Source organism: Dehalogenimonas sp. THU2, assembly GCF_039749495.1.
Lineage (GTDB): Bacteria > Chloroflexota > Dehalococcoidia > Dehalococcoidales > Dehalococcoidaceae > Dehalogenimonas.
The window spans coordinates 43,869-60,285 of the sequence record NZ_JBDLLU010000010.1; the positions used below are offsets into that span (position 1 = coordinate 43,869).

Annotated in this window: 21 protein-coding genes; 13 read left to right on the forward strand and 8 right to left on the reverse strand. The window is 59.0% G+C overall.

Annotated elements, in window-relative coordinates; all coding sequences use genetic code 11:
• Positions 1-223 precede the first annotated feature (223 nt).
• Positions 224-1,579 carry a chromosomal replication initiator protein DnaA gene (gene dnaA, locus ABFB09_RS06505; RefSeq protein ID WP_347000690.1) on the forward strand — a complete coding sequence of 452 codons (1,356 nt, stop codon included), beginning with the start codon at positions 224-226 and terminating at the stop codon, positions 1,577-1,579.
• A gap of 446 nt (positions 1,580-2,025) precedes the next feature.
• Here the strand turns inward: dnaA and rpsT are convergent, their stop codons facing one another.
• Positions 2,026-2,289, reverse strand: coding sequence for a 30S ribosomal protein S20 (gene rpsT / locus ABFB09_RS06510; protein ID WP_347000691.1), 264 nt, complete (start codon positions 2,287-2,289; stop codon positions 2,026-2,028).
• A gap of 140 nt (positions 2,290-2,429) precedes the next feature.
• On the opposite strand from rpsT, the gene pyrF reads away from it, so the two are divergent.
• From pyrF to ABFB09_RS06540, 6 genes are all read left to right on the forward strand, one after another.
• Entirely contained in the window at positions 2,430-3,227 is a 798-nt protein-coding gene (gene pyrF / locus ABFB09_RS06515; RefSeq protein WP_347000692.1) for an orotidine-5'-phosphate decarboxylase, read from the forward strand.
• Between the two features lie 70 nt (positions 3,228-3,297).
• Positions 3,298-3,486 carry a DUF951 domain-containing protein gene (locus tag ABFB09_RS06520; protein ID WP_347000693.1) on the forward strand — a complete coding sequence of 63 codons (189 nt, stop codon included), beginning with the start codon at positions 3,298-3,300 and terminating at the stop codon, positions 3,484-3,486.
• Complete coding sequence (gene dinB / locus ABFB09_RS06525; protein WP_347000694.1) at positions 3,486-4,736, forward strand: DNA polymerase IV; 1,251 nt, start codon at positions 3,486-3,488, stop codon at positions 4,734-4,736. The genes ABFB09_RS06520 and dinB overlap by 1 nt, the downstream gene beginning before the upstream one ends.
• A gap of 39 nt (positions 4,737-4,775) precedes the next feature.
• Positions 4,776-5,630, forward strand: coding sequence for a dihydropteroate synthase (gene folP / locus ABFB09_RS06530; protein WP_347000695.1), 855 nt, complete (start codon positions 4,776-4,778; stop codon positions 5,628-5,630).
• Complete coding sequence (gene folK / locus ABFB09_RS06535; RefSeq protein ID WP_347000696.1) at positions 5,623-6,147, forward strand: 2-amino-4-hydroxy-6-hydroxymethyldihydropteridine diphosphokinase; 525 nt, start codon at positions 5,623-5,625, stop codon at positions 6,145-6,147. The genes folP and folK overlap by 8 nt, the downstream gene beginning before the upstream one ends.
• Positions 6,144-6,953, forward strand: a complete 810-nt coding sequence (locus tag ABFB09_RS06540; RefSeq protein WP_347000697.1) for a patatin-like phospholipase family protein — start codon at positions 6,144-6,146, stop codon at positions 6,951-6,953. Before folK ends, ABFB09_RS06540 begins: the two co-directional genes overlap by 4 nt.
• A gap of 137 nt (positions 6,954-7,090) precedes the next feature.
• Here the strand turns inward: ABFB09_RS06540 and ABFB09_RS06545 are convergent, their stop codons facing one another.
• On the reverse strand, positions 7,091-8,173 hold the full coding sequence (locus ABFB09_RS06545) for a Vps62-related protein (protein WP_347000698.1): 1,083 nt from the start codon (positions 8,171-8,173) through the stop codon (positions 7,091-7,093).
• 844 nt (positions 8,174-9,017) lie between these two features.
• Between ABFB09_RS06545 and ABFB09_RS06550 the strand changes: the two genes are divergently transcribed.
• The gene (locus ABFB09_RS06550) at positions 9,018-9,584 is read left to right on the forward strand and encodes a DUF4256 domain-containing protein (RefSeq protein WP_347000699.1); all 567 of its coding nucleotides are present in this window, start codon (positions 9,018-9,020) and stop codon (positions 9,582-9,584) included.
• A 52-nt stretch (positions 9,585-9,636) separates the two neighbouring features.
• On the forward strand, positions 9,637-9,858 hold the full coding sequence (locus ABFB09_RS06555; RefSeq protein ID WP_347000700.1) for a Com family DNA-binding transcriptional regulator: 222 nt from the start codon (positions 9,637-9,639) through the stop codon (positions 9,856-9,858).
• Positions 9,859-9,988: 130 nt separating this feature from the next.
• Here the strand turns inward: ABFB09_RS06555 and ABFB09_RS06560 are convergent, their stop codons facing one another.
• Positions 9,989-10,135 carry a lmo0937 family membrane protein gene (locus ABFB09_RS06560; protein ID WP_347000701.1) on the reverse strand — a complete coding sequence of 49 codons (147 nt, stop codon included), beginning with the start codon at positions 10,133-10,135 and terminating at the stop codon, positions 9,989-9,991.
• An 89-nt stretch (positions 10,136-10,224) separates the two neighbouring features.
• Here ABFB09_RS06560 and ABFB09_RS06565 point away from each other — a divergent pair, with 89 nt between their 5' ends.
• A complete protein-coding gene (locus ABFB09_RS06565) occupies positions 10,225-10,653 on the forward strand; it encodes a hypothetical protein (protein ID WP_347000702.1) in 429 nt (142 codons plus the stop codon).
• Positions 10,654-10,667: 14 nt separating this feature from the next.
• Here ABFB09_RS06565 and ABFB09_RS06570 read toward each other — a convergent pair whose 3' ends face one another.
• Genes ABFB09_RS06570 through heR form a run of 4 tightly spaced genes read right to left on the reverse strand, consistent with a single transcriptional unit; the run spans position 10,668 to position 13,548 of the window.
• The gene (locus ABFB09_RS06570) at positions 10,668-11,075 is read right to left on the reverse strand and encodes a DUF2177 family protein (RefSeq protein WP_347000703.1); all 408 of its coding nucleotides are present in this window, start codon (positions 11,073-11,075) and stop codon (positions 10,668-10,670) included.
• A 46-nt stretch (positions 11,076-11,121) separates the two neighbouring features.
• Positions 11,122-11,898, reverse strand: a complete 777-nt coding sequence (locus ABFB09_RS06575) for a DUF1295 domain-containing protein (protein ID WP_347000704.1) — start codon at positions 11,896-11,898, stop codon at positions 11,122-11,124.
• A gap of 3 nt (positions 11,899-11,901) precedes the next feature.
• Positions 11,902-12,750 carry a DegV family protein gene (locus ABFB09_RS06580; protein ID WP_347000705.1) on the reverse strand — a complete coding sequence of 283 codons (849 nt, stop codon included), beginning with the start codon at positions 12,748-12,750 and terminating at the stop codon, positions 11,902-11,904.
• A gap of 30 nt (positions 12,751-12,780) precedes the next feature.
• Positions 12,781-13,548, reverse strand: coding sequence for a heliorhodopsin HeR (gene heR / locus ABFB09_RS06585; RefSeq protein WP_347000706.1), 768 nt, complete (start codon positions 13,546-13,548; stop codon positions 12,781-12,783).
• A 191-nt stretch (positions 13,549-13,739) separates the two neighbouring features.
• Here heR and ABFB09_RS06590 point away from each other — a divergent pair, with 191 nt between their 5' ends.
• The 3 genes from ABFB09_RS06590 to ABFB09_RS06600 all read left to right on the forward strand — a co-directional run bounded on the left by ABFB09_RS06590 (position 13,740) and on the right by ABFB09_RS06600 (position 15,725).
• On the forward strand, positions 13,740-14,588 hold the full coding sequence (locus tag ABFB09_RS06590) for an amidohydrolase family protein (protein ID WP_347000707.1): 849 nt from the start codon (positions 13,740-13,742) through the stop codon (positions 14,586-14,588).
• Positions 14,581-15,180: an RNA 2',3'-cyclic phosphodiesterase gene (gene thpR / locus ABFB09_RS06595; protein WP_347000708.1), complete on the forward strand. Its 600-nt coding sequence runs from the start codon at positions 14,581-14,583 to the stop codon at positions 15,178-15,180. The genes ABFB09_RS06590 and thpR overlap by 8 nt, the downstream gene beginning before the upstream one ends.
• A gap of 131 nt (positions 15,181-15,311) precedes the next feature.
• Positions 15,312-15,725 carry a DUF2267 domain-containing protein gene (locus ABFB09_RS06600; protein WP_347000709.1) on the forward strand — a complete coding sequence of 138 codons (414 nt, stop codon included), beginning with the start codon at positions 15,312-15,314 and terminating at the stop codon, positions 15,723-15,725.
• 43 nt (positions 15,726-15,768) lie between these two features.
• Here the strand turns inward: ABFB09_RS06600 and ABFB09_RS06605 are convergent, their stop codons facing one another.
• Positions 15,769-16,410 carry a carbonic anhydrase gene (locus ABFB09_RS06605; protein WP_347000710.1) on the reverse strand — a complete coding sequence of 214 codons (642 nt, stop codon included), beginning with the start codon at positions 16,408-16,410 and terminating at the stop codon, positions 15,769-15,771.
• Between the last annotated feature and the right edge of the window lie 7 nt (positions 16,411-16,417).

Consider the following 16,417-nt stretch of genomic DNA (forward strand, 5'->3'; position numbering starts at 1 on the left):
AATATAGAGAGCTCTGAAGAGCTTGAAAGAGTAATCCGTTGCGGCTATACGGCGGAGCGGGCGGTACAGGCGCTTGCCCCGGTTATAGGCGGGCTGGTACTATGAATAAGGTTTTCACGACGGCATGCGCCGGGCTGAGAACAAACCCTGAAAAGACGCCGGGCCGGGTATTTTATTACCCATGGGGCATGTCCCTTTTTTAAATAGTTTGGAGACATCACGCTTGCCGACCGAAGAAATACAATCTGCCACTGACGCCGGTAAGATCTGGGAAACCGCGCTTGGGGAACTGGAATGTTCCCTGAACCGTCCCAATTTCCGCACATGGTACGCCCGCACCACCGGCCTCGGCTTCGAGGACGGGCGCTTCATCATCGGCGTGCCCAACTCTTTCGTCGCCGAGTACCTGGAGCAGAACCAGCGCTCACTGATTGCCAAGACGCTGATCAAGCTCACCGGCCGGGACAATCTGCAACTTGGTTTCAAGGTGACGGCGGGGGGCAAAACGGGCGCCGTCCGCCCCGCACCCGGCGATACGTCCGCCCGTTCCGAGGGCTGCCGCTTTAATCCGCGCTATGACTTCGACGCCTTCATCGTCGGCAACGCCAACCGGCTGGCCCACGCCGCGGCGCTATCCGCCGCCCAGAAACCGGGTGAAGGCTACAACCCCCTCTTCATCCACGGTTCGAGCGGCCTGGGCAAGACCCACCTGCTCCAGGCCATCGGCCAGACTGCGGAGCGCGCCGGTAAAACCGTGCGTTACGTCTCCGGGGAGCAGTTCACCTCGGAATTCGTGTCCGCCATCAGGGAAAGGCGCGGCGATGAGTTCCGGGAACGCTATCGCAACGTAGACCTGCTGCTCCTGGACGACGTCCAGTTCCTGGCAGGCAAGTCACAGACCGAGGAAAGCTTTTTTCATACCTTCAACGAACTGCACAATTCCGGCAAGCAGATCGTGCTTTCCGCGGATTCGCCCCCGAAGGCTATCGCCCAGCTCGAAGACCGTCTGCGTTCCCGTTTCGAGTGGGGTCTGACCGCCGAGATATCGCCGCCGGATGAAAAGATGCGCCTGTCTATCCTGCGCTCCCGCGCCGAGCAGGCCGGGGCGGAGCTTACCCCGGACGTCCTGGACTACATGGCCTCTGAGGTCATCCGCAATATCCGGGAGCTGGAGGGCAATCTGAACCGGGTGCTGGCCTACTCCCGTCTGCTGCGTTCGGCCGTCACCCCGGACCTGGCCCGGCGGGCGCTTAAAAACCTGGCCGCCGAGCCTGTCGAGAACAAGCCGGAGACGGGACCGGAACTCCTGCTCGATACCGTGGCGGCATGCTTCGAGATCACCCCGGAAGATCTCCTGGGCCGCCGCCGGGACAAGGAAATTGCCACCGCCCGGCAAGTTGCCATGTACGTCCTTAAGAGCCAGAATCTGTGGTCCCTGGGTGAGATCGGCCGCCTGGTCGGCGACCGCACCGCAGCCACCGTCAGCCACTCCTGCGACAAGATCGGCCGGGAGCTAGAGTTCAATCCCCTGCTGAAGCGCAAACTAATCGACATCGAAAACCGCCTCGGCGGCAAGTAGTCCCGCCGTTCCTCGTCCTGTAAGGGCGATGGCAACGCCTCGCCCTCGGGGCGGCGGCCGTTCCAAATAGCACCCCCCATGGGCGACGCGTCGCGTAGTTCAAGTAAACCCGACATCACACCTTTGCGGTATTGGTGACCGGTCTAAAAGGTCTCAACAGGAGAAAATTGTCTTTCTGAGCGTGGCGAAGAATCTCAATTCTACGTTCAGCGAGAGTGAATGTTTATCGTCCGCTTCTTCAAAATCACGATTATGCGGTAGTCTCCATGCCGTGTCCTCCTCGTTCATCGTCGTGTAGGGGCGACCGGCCGGTCGCCCTCCCGGTGGCTACTATGGTTCACGTTCGCCCGGCATCGACAATCCCGTGCGTTCAACGGATGGAATTTCAGACAAAAAAGAAAAGAGGGGTTATTACACCCCTCTCTGATTTCGGCTTTAGAGATTTCTTACTTGGCGGCGGCGTTGAGCTTCTTGGCCATGCGGCTCTTGCGGCGGGCCGCGTTGTTGGCGTGGATGAGGCCTTTCTTGGCGGCGACATCCAGCGCGCTCTGGCTGGCGACCACGGCTACTTTGGCCTCGTCGCTGCCGGCGGTGATGGCTTTTTCAGCCTTGCGGATGGTGGTCCGGAGACTGCTCATGGCGGATTTATTGCGCAGCGTTTTCTTCGCTGAAGTAAGAATATCTTTCTTGGAACTCTTGGTATTGGCCAACGGACGCCTCCTGAAATATTAACCTGATGACAAGGTACAAATTATACACGATACTTGACTTCGGGTGCAACATGAGATTTTCCCGTATTCCGGCAAAAGTACCCCTTGTCCGGGGCGTGACATCCTGTTAACATTAATCGATGAACTTTCTTTCCAAACTGACCGGAGCCAGCCGCCACAACCGCAGCCTGCTGTGCGTCGGGTTGGACCCGGAACCGGAGAAGCTGCCGCCGGGTGTCGGCGTGCTGGAGTTCTGCCGTTCGATCATCGAGTCTACCTACGACCTGGTCTGCGCTTATAAGCCCAACGCCGCCTTCTTCGAGGCGCTGGGGGCCGAGGGCTGGGGCACGCTGAAGGCGACCATCGAGGCGGTGCCCAAGAACATCCCGGTCATTCTCGACGCCAAGCGCGGTGATATCGGCAACACGGCCCGGGCTTACGCCCGCGCTACTTTCGAAGAGTTGGGCGCCAGCGCGGTGACGGTCAATCCCTATATGGGTTACGACTCCCTCGAACCGTTCATCGAATACAAGAATAAAGGTATTTTCGTCCTGTGCCGCACCTCCAATCCCGGTTCGGCCGATTTCCAATCGCTTGAATGCGGCGGCGAACCGCTATACAGAAGCGTCGCCAGGCGGGTCGGGGAATGGAACCACCACGGCAACCTCGGCCTGGTAGTCGGCGCCACCCAGCCGGAAGAACTGAAAGCCATCCGGGAAGCGCACCCCTTCTTGCCCATCCTCATCCCCGGCGTCGGGGCGCAGGGCGGCAGCCTGGAACTGGCGGTCAGGTACGGCACCGATGCCGCCGGCGAACTGGCGATCATCAGCAGCTCCCGCCAGATCCTCTACGCCTCATCGGGCGCGGACTACGTCGCCGCCGCGCGCCGGGCCGCCCAGGCGCTCCGGGATGAGATGAACCGGTACCGGCCGGTATAACCGGCAAATTCCAAGTTACAAGATACAATAACCAAACAGGTCGGGGATCCGGCATTCGGGATTTTTAACGATGATCGACTTTCGTCTCAACGACACCCTCCGCCTCCGCAAGCCTCATGCCTGCGGCGGTTACGAATGGAAGGTGTACCGGCTGGGCGGCGATATCGGCATCATCTGCCTCACCTGCCAGCGTCGCCTGCTGGTCCCGCGCTCCGACCTGGAGAAGCGCCTCAAGACCTTCGTCTCCAGGGGCGAGTGATGACCCGGCGCATCATGCACATCGACCTGGACGCTTTCTTCGTGTCGGTGGAGCAGGTTTTCGACCCTTCGCTCAAGGGCAAACCGGTCGCCGTCGGCGGCATACCGGGGCATGGCCGGGGCGTGGTGGCCGCCGCCTCCTACGAGGCCCGCCAGTTCGGCGTCCATTCCGGCATGCCGCTCAGGGAAGCCGAACGCCGCTGTCCGAAATGCATCTTCCTCTCCGGCCACTTCGAGCGCTACCGGGATGCATCGAGGAAGTTCATGGCCATCCTGGCCGATTTCTCACCCTTCCTGGAGCCGGTGGGCATCGACGAGGCCTACCTCGAGGTGACCGGGTTCGAGTCCCTCCACGGCACCCTCAAGGCCATGGGTGAAAAGATCCGGCGGCACATCCGCGACGAGATCGGCATCGGCGCTTCCATCGGGCTGGCGTCCGCAAAGATCGTGGCCAAGGTGGCCTCCAAGTCCGCCAAACCCGACGGCATCGTCGAGGTGCCGGACGGTGCGGAGGCCGCTTTCCTGGCGCCCCTGCCTATCGGCCGGCTGCCGGGTATCGGGGAGCAGACGGAAAAAGCCCTGCACGGCCTGGGCATCCACACCCTGGGCGAACTGGCGCGCCTGCCCCGGAGCACCCTCGCCGACCGCTTCGGCAAGTACGGCGAGGTGCTGCACGATCACGCCCGCGGCATCGACCGCCGCCCCGTCGAACGCCCGGCTGAGGCCAAGTCCGTCAGCTACGAGACGACCCTCAACGAGGACACCCGCGACCGCGATTTCCTGGAAGCCACCCTGCGCTACCTGTCGGAAAAGACCGGGGCCCGCCTCCGGCGCTACGGTCAGAAGGGTGGCGTGATACACATCCGCCTGCGCTTCTCCGATTTCACCACCATCACCCGGCAGCGCAGCCTGGGCTTCGCCACCGACGCCAACGAGATCATCTACGAGGAAGCGCTGAAACTATTTGCTAAAGCCCTCGACCACAGCCGGCTGCCGGTACGCCTCCTGGGCGTCGGCGTGGGAGATTTGGGCGGCGTGGAAACGCAACTACCGCTCTCGGGCGCCGGCGCCGCCGGATTTGCCGCCATCGACCGGGCGCTGGACCGCATCCGCAAAAAGTACGGCTTCTCATCCATCCAGACCGGGCGGGTGATGACCCTGGGCCGGGGCTCCGGTGAAGGGCATGAGAGCCACGGCTTTTCCGGCCGGATCATGGATCAGCACAAAGGCCGTTCCGCCGACCCCCTTTAGTTCTAACCCCGCCAACCCTGTGCTATGATAATGACATAAATGAACACCCATAACATCTCCCCCCCGCCCCCCAACCGCATCGGCGGAACCGTGTTCCGCTGGGGGGAGCGCACCTTCATCATGGGCATCTTGAACGTCACCCCGGATTCCTTCTCCGGCGACGGTCTGGCCAATGATATCGACGCCGCCGTGGAACAGGCCCGGCGCATGGTCGATGAGGGGGCCGACATCATCGACATTGGCGGTGAGTCCACCCGCCCCGGGGCGCCGGAGGTCTCCGCCGAAGCTGAGATCTCCCGGGTTGTCCCGGTCATCGAGCGCCTGGCTGCCGAACTAATTGTTCCCATCAGCATCGATACCTACAAAGCAGAAGTGGCCGAAGCCGCCGTCCAGGCCGGGGCCAGCCTCTTAAACGACGTCTGGGGTCTGAAACGCGATCCCCGGCTGGCCGTGATCGCCGCGCGGCACCGGCTGCCGATCGTCATCTCCTCCAGCCAGCGGGACGCGCCGGTAGAAGATATCGTGCCGGCGGTCATCGACAGTCTCAAATGGGCTATCGAGCAGGCCGGGGCGGCGGGCGTCGCCCCGGAAAACATCATCGTCGATCCAGGTTTCGGCTTCGGCAAGACGCCGGGTCAGAACCTCGAAATACTGCGGCGGCTCAGTGAACTCCGGGTACTCGGCAAACCGGTACTACTGGGCGTCTCCCGCAAGTCCACCATCGGCAGGGTGCTTGGCGACGCGTCCGTCGAAGACCGCCTGAGCGGCAGCCTGGCCGGGGCGGTCATCGGCATCATGGGCGGTGCCGACATCATCCGCGCGCATGACGTAAAAGAGACGGTCCGGGCGGCCCGCATGACCGACGCCGTGACCCGAGGCTGGCAAGATGAATAACGACAACGAACTGGTTCTGACTTCCGCCACCACCCTGTACCTGGGCCTGGGCTCCAACCTGGGCGACCGCACCGCCAACCTGGAGCGGGCCATCAACCTGCTGAACCGGCCGCTCAAGATCACGCGGCGCTCCCCCGTCTACGAGACCGAGCCGGTGGGCGTCCCGGAGCAGCCCAAGTTCCTGAACATGGTGGTCGAGGCGCAGACCCATATCGCCCCGGCGGACCTTTTGAAACTCATAAAAGGGATTGAGCAGATACTCGGCCGCGGCAAGGCCGGTTCTGACGCGCCGCGCGTTATCGACATCGACATCCTTTTCTACGGTAATCTCAAGTTAGCCACCGATACGCTGACCATCCCCCACCCCCGCATGAACCGCCGCGCCTTCGTGCTTAAGCCGCTGGCTGATCTGGCGCCGAAGCTGAAGCACCCCGGCAACAAGAAGACCGTCGAGGAGATGCTCTCTGCCCTGGGACCGGTCAAAGGCGTCGAACCCTACCCGGAGACGCCGGCGTGAAGCTGGGACTGGCCCTGTCAGGCGGCGCGGCACGGGGGCTGGCGCATGTCGGCGTCATCGAGGTGCTGGAGCGAGAGGGCGTCCAGATCGACATGGTAGCTGGCACCAGCATGGGCGCCATCATCGGCGCCGCCTACGCTCGCGGCCTGTCCGCCGAAGATATTAAAACTGAAGCTCACGACGTGGGCTGGCGCAAGCTGGTGCCACTGGTGGATCTCAACCCGCTGCAACCATCAGGCCTCATAGGCGCCCGGCGCATCCGCAGACGGCTGGTGGACTTCATCGGCGACCTCGATTTTTCCGAGCTGAAGAAGCCTTTCGCCTGCGTCGCCACCGACATCTACACCGGCGAGGCGGTGGTTTTCACCCGAGGCTCGGTGCTTGACGCCGTAATCGCCAGCATGACACTGCCCTTGGTTTTCAAGGTACCGCGAGTCGGCCGCCGCTACCTGGTGGACGGCGGACTTTCCGACCCGCTGCCGGTAGAACCCTTGAAGCACCTCGGGGCGGACAAGGTCATCGCGGTCAATGTCCTCAAGAACCTGGGCCTCACCCCGCCGCACCGCAGCCGTGAGCACCCGCTGCCGAGACACGCGCCAAACATTCTTCAGGTAGCTACCCAGGTAATCTATATAGCCTCTGCACACCTGGCTGAGGCTTGCATGAAGGGGGCCGACGTGGCCATAGAGCCGGACATGACCGGCATCCATTTGGCGGACTTCAACTTGGCCGGGGAGGCCATCCAGTGCGGCGAAAAAGCGGCGAGAAAGGCCATGCCGCAGATTAGGGAACTTCTAGCCCAATAATCAGTCATTGCGCGGCTGCCACCGAAGCAATCCAATGCCGCAATAAACAGAATGAAGCATGGCTGAAAAGGTATAATTGGTGATTTTCAAAAAAACGTTCGCACTGAGCCTGTCGAAGGGTCATCCTCTTCACCCCGCTACCTATCCAACTCCCACCAACCTTGATACGCCAGCCCGTAAGGCCCGGTGGTAAAACTCACCGTCCCGATCTCCCCCCAATGCCCGGAATACTGTATCCACACAGCGTTTCCAGATGGGAATTCCTTCTCACCCAAGTTCACCACCGATACTCCGCAGTCCCAAACCGGACCATTGCCAGAGGTGAAATCATCGGGCAGGTTGTTCCTCACCCACGTTCCCGCCCACGGGTACGACGCGTGAGAATCGATGGAGGAATACGCCACCGGCCTGCCGTCTGCGCTCAAACTGTAACCATCCCGCGCCCCCGCCGAGGTCGCCTGGCCGTACCACTTTCCCTCGGTGTCATGGGCGGAATAGAATATCCGGTAAATCGTACTTCCGCCGCGCTCCAACCGGACGGTGATATGCTCGAAGTCCGCCTCGTGTGCACTCTCTAACTGGTCGGTTGGGGCAAGGTCGCCGTTATAGGGATAGAAGAAGATATACTGGACGTCGATCATCCCCGTCATGCCCGGTGCAGGCCTCACGTGTACGTAGCACTCCCAGCCCGCCGCCGCTGTGCCGCTCCGCGTCTGGCTCCGGAAAGCGTCGAGGTTGTCACCTCCGCTCGCATCCGTCTGCTCCAGGAAGAAATCGGTCCGTGCCGGTGAAAGTCCTGACGAAAACCCCTTTGTAGCCTGAGAAACCAGGGATGTGATATTTACCTGCCCCAAGTTCAGCAATTGTTCGTCAATCCCCATCCTGACATCGAACCTCATCCTCACCCGTTCCAGGTACCAGGAGATATCGCCCGGTCGGTACGCGTCGTCAGGATGCAGCATCACCACCGGCGCGAATTTCGAAGCCAGTTCTGCTTCGATATGATCGGGGATGCCGTCCCTGTCGCTGTCGATACCCGTTGCGGTGGTAGGTGGAGGCGGCGTGGAGATGGGTGGTGAAGATGTTGGAGGTGATGTGGTTGGGATGCTGGTTGTTGGGGGCGGGGGCTGCTTCCCATCGTCCGGGCGGGAGACTTCCGTACATCCGGTAAACAGGATCAATATCGCCGACAGTACGAAGGCAATTAACTGTCTTTGCATGGCAATACCAGTGTAATTTCCGATTGAAGAACTGTCAAACGTGATGAATTACCCCCCCCAATAAATATTTTGAAAACCCGCCAAAGTCCCATTGACAGCCCACGAGTACCGGTGTGTTATCATATGTTCTCCCCGTCAGACTAAGGCTCAAGCCATGCTCTCCCGCATCGCGAGAGCAACCGTCAGGGCAGATCATGTGGGAGAAAAGGAACGCATTGTTGGAATCCGTGATCCGGAATACCCCAGGTTTTGTCGCCATTGACGCGGCATGGGATTCGTTTCATTCGTTTCCGGACAGCACACGTATCTCCCGCCAGGCGGTCCGTAAACTGAAACCTGACGGCTGATGGCTGACCGCTGACAGCTTAAAAGGTGAATTGTTTCAATTGTTTTCGCCTTGAAGAACAATTCCCGCATGTTGGCCGGAGACTGCCCCCGCACGCCCCGGACCGGACCTTGAAAACTGCATATGTCGGCTTTGCGGGAACAACCTCTGCCGGCCCGTCCGGCGATCAAAAAAGGGCTGGGAAGAGGTCTCGGCGGCATTTGTTTTGTCGAAAAACAACCCTTTTCAATTAATTGTTTTCGCGTGAGTTGCCCGCAGCACCAGCGGGCAGAGGGATTGTTTCATTTGAGTTATTTGTTTCTTCCAAATAATCCCACGATTGGAGCGCCGGTTCCCAATCGTGAAAAATTGGGATTGTTTCTCGAAAGAAGCACTGCGGGAGAAACAATCCCCCGCTCCGTTACCCGGTCAATGGCCGGTTGGCCGGATGGCCCGGAGAGTAATATAATCGTAAGTTGTAAGGTAAACGCCGTCTGACCCGGAAAGGACACAAAGATCATGAGTGAACATAAAAACGAGTTGCCACAGGAGCGAAGGGCAGAACTGCTCGGCGTACTGAAGGCCCGTTTTGAGAAAAACATGGACCGCCATAAAGGTCTCGAATGGGCTGAAGTGCAGCTCAAGCTGGAAGACAATCCGGAAAAATTGCGGTCGCTCAATGAGATGGAGCGGACCGGCGGCGAACCGGATGTTGTCGGCCGGGACAAGCAGACCGGCGAATATATTTTTTATGATTGTTCGGCGGAAAGCCCCGACGGCCGCAGAAACGTTTGTTACGACCGTGCGGCGCTGGAGTCGCGGAAAGAGCACAAACCGGCAAATAGCGCTATCGATATGGCCGCCGATATGGGCATCGAGCTGTTGACCGAGGCACAATACCGGGAGTTGCAGCAAAAGGGGAAATTCGACCTGAAAACGTCGAGCTGGGTGAAAACACCTGCCAATATCAGAAAACTCGGCGGCGCCCTCTTTTGCGATCGCCGCTACGATACTGTCTTCGTGTATCACAACGGGGCGGACTCATACTATGGCGCCAGGGGATTTCGGGGCTCGCTTAGCGTTTAACCCGACTCATTTACAAATAAACACTGATAACACAATAATAAGGAGATCATACGTGGCAGATATTACCGGGGTACTCATCGACGAACCGGCGCCGAATACGCGGCGAACAATTTTAAGCTCCCAGACCCCGCCGGTATTCAAAAGCAACGGCCAGATCAACGTGCTTTGCGGCAACTGTAAAACAGTCTTATGCGAAGGTTTGGCTGACGAGAAAATCGAGAATATCGTGATAAGGTGCCCGCATTGCCGTGGTTTGAACAATGTGACGATCTGAGCGTCTATTGTCTATCGATGGATATCGCGTAATTTCCTCTCCCCAACGGGGAGAGGATTAAAGCCTGTCCTGAGCGAAGTCGAAGGAGTGAGGGGGTACCTTCGATTCCTTCGCCACTCGAACGCGGGTGTCAGACTCTCCCAATCTTCTTTATCAACCAGACGATTATCAGTATCAGGGCTAGAGCCAGGGCGATATTGACCAGCGCCCCCAGGCTGAAGGCGAAGAGACCCAGGGCCCACAGGATAACCAGGATGATGGCGATAGTCAGTAACATGGCGATCTCCTTTTTTCCGCTCAATCCTTTATATAACAGGATTTTGGTTAGCGCAAGGCGACGGGGCAGGTCAACTGAGGGGATACCGTATGGACATCGATCCTGACAACCCGGTAGTTAAATTGTGCGCCGAATGCATCCAGGCGGAAATGGAAGGCCGGACGGGGGAGGCTATGAAACTGTGCGTCCGGGCATGGGAAATCCGGAAGGACAGCTTTGAGGAGTGTATCGCCGCGCATTACCTGGCCAGGTACCAGGAAACCGCATCCGATGCGATGCTCTGGAACCGGCGGGCACTGGAAGCAGCCGAGGCGGCCGGGGATGCGCGGGTTTTCAGTTTCTATCCCTCTTTATATCTGAATCTGGGCAAATCCTGTGAAGATATGGGAGATATTCAGGAGGCCGGGCGATATTACCACCTGGCCTCCTCCACCCTTGACCGGGTCGGGTCGGGTGATTACCGGGAGACGCTGAGAAGTGGGGTCGAAGCCGCTCTCGGGCGCATCGGCGGCTTGTAACGGGATCAACCAGTTCAGCTAATGGCGCGTCCGGCCATGAAACCCGCTACAGATACGATGCCACTGATGAACATACCCCACAGCAGGTCAGCGACAACGACGGTCATCGGCCAGCCCTTCAAGGTGGCCAGATTGCTCAAATCATAGGTGGCATAGGCGACCAGACCGAAAAGAACGCCGAGGCCGGCGGCCCGGAGTAAAGAATCGGCATCGATAGCCGGAATGATCACAAATACCATCAAACCCACGATATAGATGAAGTAGAAGATCAGCGCAGGGGCCAGGTTGAAGGAATCCTTGAGCAGGTTGCCCAGGTGTTCCCGGTAGAAGTTTTTGGAGATCACCGCCAGCCAGAGGAAATCGATTCCCAGGAAGATCACCAAAGTGATGACGTAAAGCAGGGCGATTTTTATAAAACTCATGCGGCCTCCTCAACTTCTGAGTGGGTGTTACATAAGATCTAAATGATTATTGCTTGGGCGGCAAGGGTATAAATACGCTGGTACGGCTGGCATACTCCCGAAACTCCGGGTTCCGGCGCATGGATTTTTCCAGGAGCGGAACTCCGGAGACGAACAGAATCAGCCATGTGATGGTGAGCGGGCCGGCGATGGTCCACCAGGCGCCCGGGATACTTAGGGCGATAAGGAAGATGCCCCACCACTGGAACACTTCACCGAAGTAGTTGGGGTGCCTGGAATAACGCCAAAGTCCGCTTTGTAAGATCTTGCCCCGGTTGGTCTCGTCACTCAAGAAATTGTCCAGCTGCCGGTCAGCGACCGCTTCAAAAAGGAAACCCATGAGCCACACCAGGCCGCCCAAGAGGTCCGGCCATCCCAGCGAGTCTGATGAGACAGCCATGATAACGACGACAGGCAGGGATATCAGCCACATGAAAAAGCCCTGGAGAAGGAATACCTGAAGATAGCTTCTCAACATCCAGCTGGAACCCCATTCCTCGCGCCATTGCTGATATCTGGGATCCTCTCCTTTGCCGCGGTTGCGCCGGTAGATGCGTGATGCCAGCCGGAGACCCCAAACTGTTACCGTGCCCAACACCAAAGCCTGCCTGACCAGGTAATCTTCGGCGACGATGAACGCGGCGCCGGCGACTAGTATAAAACCGGGGCCCCAGGCGATGTCGGCGACCGAATTGTCCCGACGCTGAACCGCTACGGTGAACATGGCGGTCATGTAAAGGAAGATGATCACGCCGGAGAGTATGAGGGCGTTAGCGATATCCATATATCATTCCTGACTGCCGCCGGTCCTGACAGCCACCAGCAGGACACCCGGACCACCGTGAACCCCAAGCCCGGCGCCCATTTCCGAGACCGTTATCAGCTTATCTTCGATGAACTCGGTCAACCGTTGTTTCAATCGGGCAGCTTCATCAGGAACCTGACTGTGAACGATGGACAGTTCGGTAACCGGGAGATTATGCCTGACGAAATCGATGATTCGGTCTATGCCGCGGCTGAGACTGCGTACGAGGCCGGCCCGGGTGATCTCTCCGTCATGGAAGGTGAGCAGGGGCATAACGTTAAGAAAATGCGAAGCGGCAGCAATGGTTTTATTGACCCGCCCGCTGCGAGCCAGATACTTCATGGTTTTGAATAGGCCGAACATCTTCGTTTCTGCTATCGCCCGCTCGGCCTCTGCGACAACTTCAGCGAAGGAACCTCCTGCCTTAGCCTTGCGGGCGGCGGACCGCACGACCAGGCCTAACCCGGCGGAGTTGAATTTGGAATCGATAACTACGATGGGGAAACTACTGTCAAGCGATTTGCGGGCCATGGACGCTGAGTTGAAGGTGCCGCTGATCTTCGAGGAGATATGGATCGAGACGATGCCTTCGGCGTCTCCGGAGTGTTTTCGGAAAACCGTGATGAAGTCTTCCGGATTGGGCTGGGAGGTAGCAGGGTGCGCCTCGGTGGTGGTCAGCCGGGAATAAAGCTGGCCTGGGCTGATATCGAGACCGTCGCGGAAAGTTTCCTGACCGAAGCGTACGTAAATCGGGACAACGGCGATGTCCAGTTCATCGGCGAGCGCCTCTGGGATATCCGAGGTGCTGTCGGTGATCACTTTTACCGGCATCTCGACCTCCTTGTAAAAAGGCTTTTAACGCTAGGCTGGGAGCAATACCGGGAAGAATACCTGCCAGGCCAGGAGGGCTTTGGCCGTGAGGCTCAGGAGGATATACACTTTTTCGCCGTGCAGGTAATCGCGCCAGGGACCGATTTTCCGGTACTGGAGGATCATGTTGACGGCGAAGCAGTTGAAGAAGACGAACAGGGAAATGATGATACCGTATACGAATCCAGGCGGCGAGGCGGCGAGACCGGGCGCCCAGACATAGATGACGATAGCCAGCCAGGGGATGATGCCCGCAAAGCTGCCGAACCAGAAGGGCAGCAACCCCGGCCTGCCTGGTTGCTCATATTTTTCTTGTAACAGACCGAAAAGGATCATAGCGGCATTGACGCCGAAAATGGCCAGCAGGGCGGCGATATCGCTGATGCCGGTGATCTGGGCTATGAGGACGATCATGATGGAAGAGCTGAAGAAGTACTCTATCCATCGGCCGTAGTTACGGTTTTGGAGGAGGTTGCGTTTGTACCAGGGGAAGACCCAGGGCGAAGCCATGAGCAGTAGGGCGCCGGACGAGATAGCCAGAAAAGTGAAAACACCCCAGCCTGTGAGGATATCGAACAGGCGGTGAAGCTCAGGAGCCGTGCCAGGGGGACCGCTCATGAAGGTGGCGGTCACCGGTAGAGCGAAGTCGTTGGTAAGGATGGCAATGGCAATCGCCTGCGTCGCGAGGATTAGCCCGACCACGATGTTCCAACGGCGCAACCGGTCAATTCTTTGTTCGGCGGATAAATCAACGGTCATATCATGACTCCTTCAACAACCGATAAATCCATCACTGGTCATTCTATGCGGCAGCGGCGCTATTGACTTGTTAAATACATATGCTTTAGATTTATATTATATATACCCTCAGGCTTAAAGACAATACATTCCTCAAAAATACTCGCTTTTCCCCCATTGTAGCCGCCCCTGCCACCTGTTACACTTTAAAAATGATAATCGATTTTCATACTCATGTCTTTTCCCCGACGCTGATCGCCCGGCGGCGGGAATACGCCGATGCCGACCCGTGTTTCGGTATGCTCTACTGCGACACCAAGGCGAAGCTGCGGACGGCGGACGAACTCATCGCAGAGATGGACTCAAGCGGCGTCAATAAGGCCGTCATCCAGAACATCGGCTGGACTTCAAATGAACGCTGCGTGGAGACCAACGATTACCTGCTGGAAGCAGCGCAACAATACCCCGAGCGCCTCATCCCCTTCATCTGCGTGCAGCCGCTGGCGGGTGACGCAGCCATCGAGGAGATCCGGCGCTGCGCCGCGGCGGGGGCGCGGGGCGTGGGGGAACTGCGGCCGGACGTCCAGGGGTTCGACCTCGCCGACCAGGCGGTCATGACCCCCCTGGTCAAAACTCTTATGGCTAACAACCTGGTGCTCTCGTGTCACGCCGACGAGCCAGTGGGGCACCGTTACCCCGGCAAGGGTGCGGTGACGCCGCAAGTCCTTTTGCCTTTTATCGAACGATACCCCAGGCTGAAGCTGGTGCTGGCCCATTGGGGCGGCGGGTTGCCGTTCTACGCCCTCATGCCCGAGGTGAAAGAAGCCTTGCAGAACACCTGGTTTGACAGCGCGGCTACCCCCTTTTTGTATCGGCCGGACGTCTATGAACGGGCGGCGGATCTGGTGGGGGAGTATAAGATACTCTTCGGCTCCGACTGGCCGCTCTTAGGCCAGCGGCGGTGCCTGGATGAACTGAAGACGCTTAGCCTATCCACGCATACCCTGAAAGCCATGCTGGGCGGCAATGCGATAACTCTGCTGGGCAACATCGATGACTGATGAACAACCCATCCGCGCCTTCATCGCCGTGGAGCTGCCAGAGGCGGTAAAACGGGAGATCGGGGCGCTGCAAAAGAAACTGGCGGTCGAACCGGCCGGCGGCATCAAGTGGGTGGCGCCGGGAAGCGTTCACCTGACGCTCAAATTCCTGGGCTGGGTGGTGCCGGAGCGCATCGATGAAGTGAAAAACACCATCGCCCGGGCGGTCGAGGGCATCGCCCCGTTCGAGCTGGGGATGGCGGGGGTGGGGGCTTTTCCCAACCTGAAGCGGCTGAACGTGGTCTGGTGTGGCCTCACCGGAGACTTGGAGAGCTTGGAACAAGTGCAAAAGGCGGTCGAAGAACAGGTTTCTCCGCTGGGCTTCCCGACCGAGAAACGCGCTTTCTCACCCCACCTGACCCTGGCGCGGTTGAGGGAAGATGTTAGTCCTGAGGCGCGCTCGGCGCTGGCCGAAAAGCTGGCGGCGATAAAATACGAACCCGGCCTGGCCATACCGGTGGCATCGGTCAGCCTGATGCAGAGCCGGTTGCTGCCAGACGGGGCGGTTTACACCCGGTTGGGGGAGTTCCCCTTAACGCGCGATACCGGTTAACGCCCTGAATATCACGTAGCGCAGGCCGGTAAGTTAGGTGTCCATCGCCTATAAATTACGTAGTAATACGAATGCCCCCACGGCCGGATGCCGGTGATAATTACCTGGTATCACCCAACCGGAGGAAGAAAATGAAATACCAGGAATTCAGTGGCCGCGTGCAGGAGCTTATCGGCGAGACATCGGCGCGGGACGCCAAACGGATCACCGAAGTGATTTTGGAAATCCTGGGCGGCCGGCTTACCCGGATCCATCGCAAACACCTGGCGGCCCAGCTGCCGGGAGAACTGACCTTCCCCATCGTCGAAGACGAACCGGCGCAGCAGTTCCCACTAGAGGAGTTCTACAACCGGGTAGCTTCCCGGCTGGAGTTGAACTTCCATGAGGCTATCGTTACCAGTCGCAGGGTGATAGGGGCTGTGGTGGAAGCGGTATCAGAGGGGGAGATCGAGGATATCGTGGCCGGGCTGCCCGCAGAGTTCGCCGAGCTGTTCGAGCGGGAGCCGCTGGAAAAATCCGCCATCGACGTCCATTCCCTGCGTTAGGGGGCTATTGAGACTGGTTCGTCGTTTCCATTGCGGTCGAAGATTATTTGGTACCCGGGACTTTTATGAAGACGCCCGATTCCGGCTGATATTCCAGGAGTTCGCCGGCGGTCAGATCGAAATACCAGCCGTGGAGCGACAGGGTACCCGCGGCGACGCGTTGGTCGATGAAGGGGAAGGTCCGCAGGTTTTCCACCGACAGTAGAATTGCGGCCTGTTCCGCGGCGCGGTGCTGTAAGGCAGCGTCCTTGCCCGGCAGCGACATCATGACCTGCTCCCGCGCCAGCGCAGCGATGGACATCCAGCGGCCGATGAAGCCCGCCCCCTCCGCGCTGCAGTCGCCGGTCATTAGCGCTCCGATGCCGCCGCATTGAGAGTGTCCCAGCACGATGATGCGTTCCACCCCCAGGCGGCAGACGGCGAACTCCAGCGCGGCGGACACGCCGTGATAGCCGCCGTTTTCCTCGTATGGGGGCACCAGGTTGGCGACGTTGCGGACCGTGAAGATGTCCCCGGGCTGGCAGTTGGTCAGGATGGCCGGATCCACCCGGGAATCTGAGCAGCCGATGATCATGGTGGAGGGGTTTTGGCCGTGCTTGAGGATATCAAACTGCGAGCCTTCAGGTCCGAAGTAGTTTTTCTGGAAGGCACGGAAGCCGGCGATGAAACGTTCGATATCTTGCATATCGTCT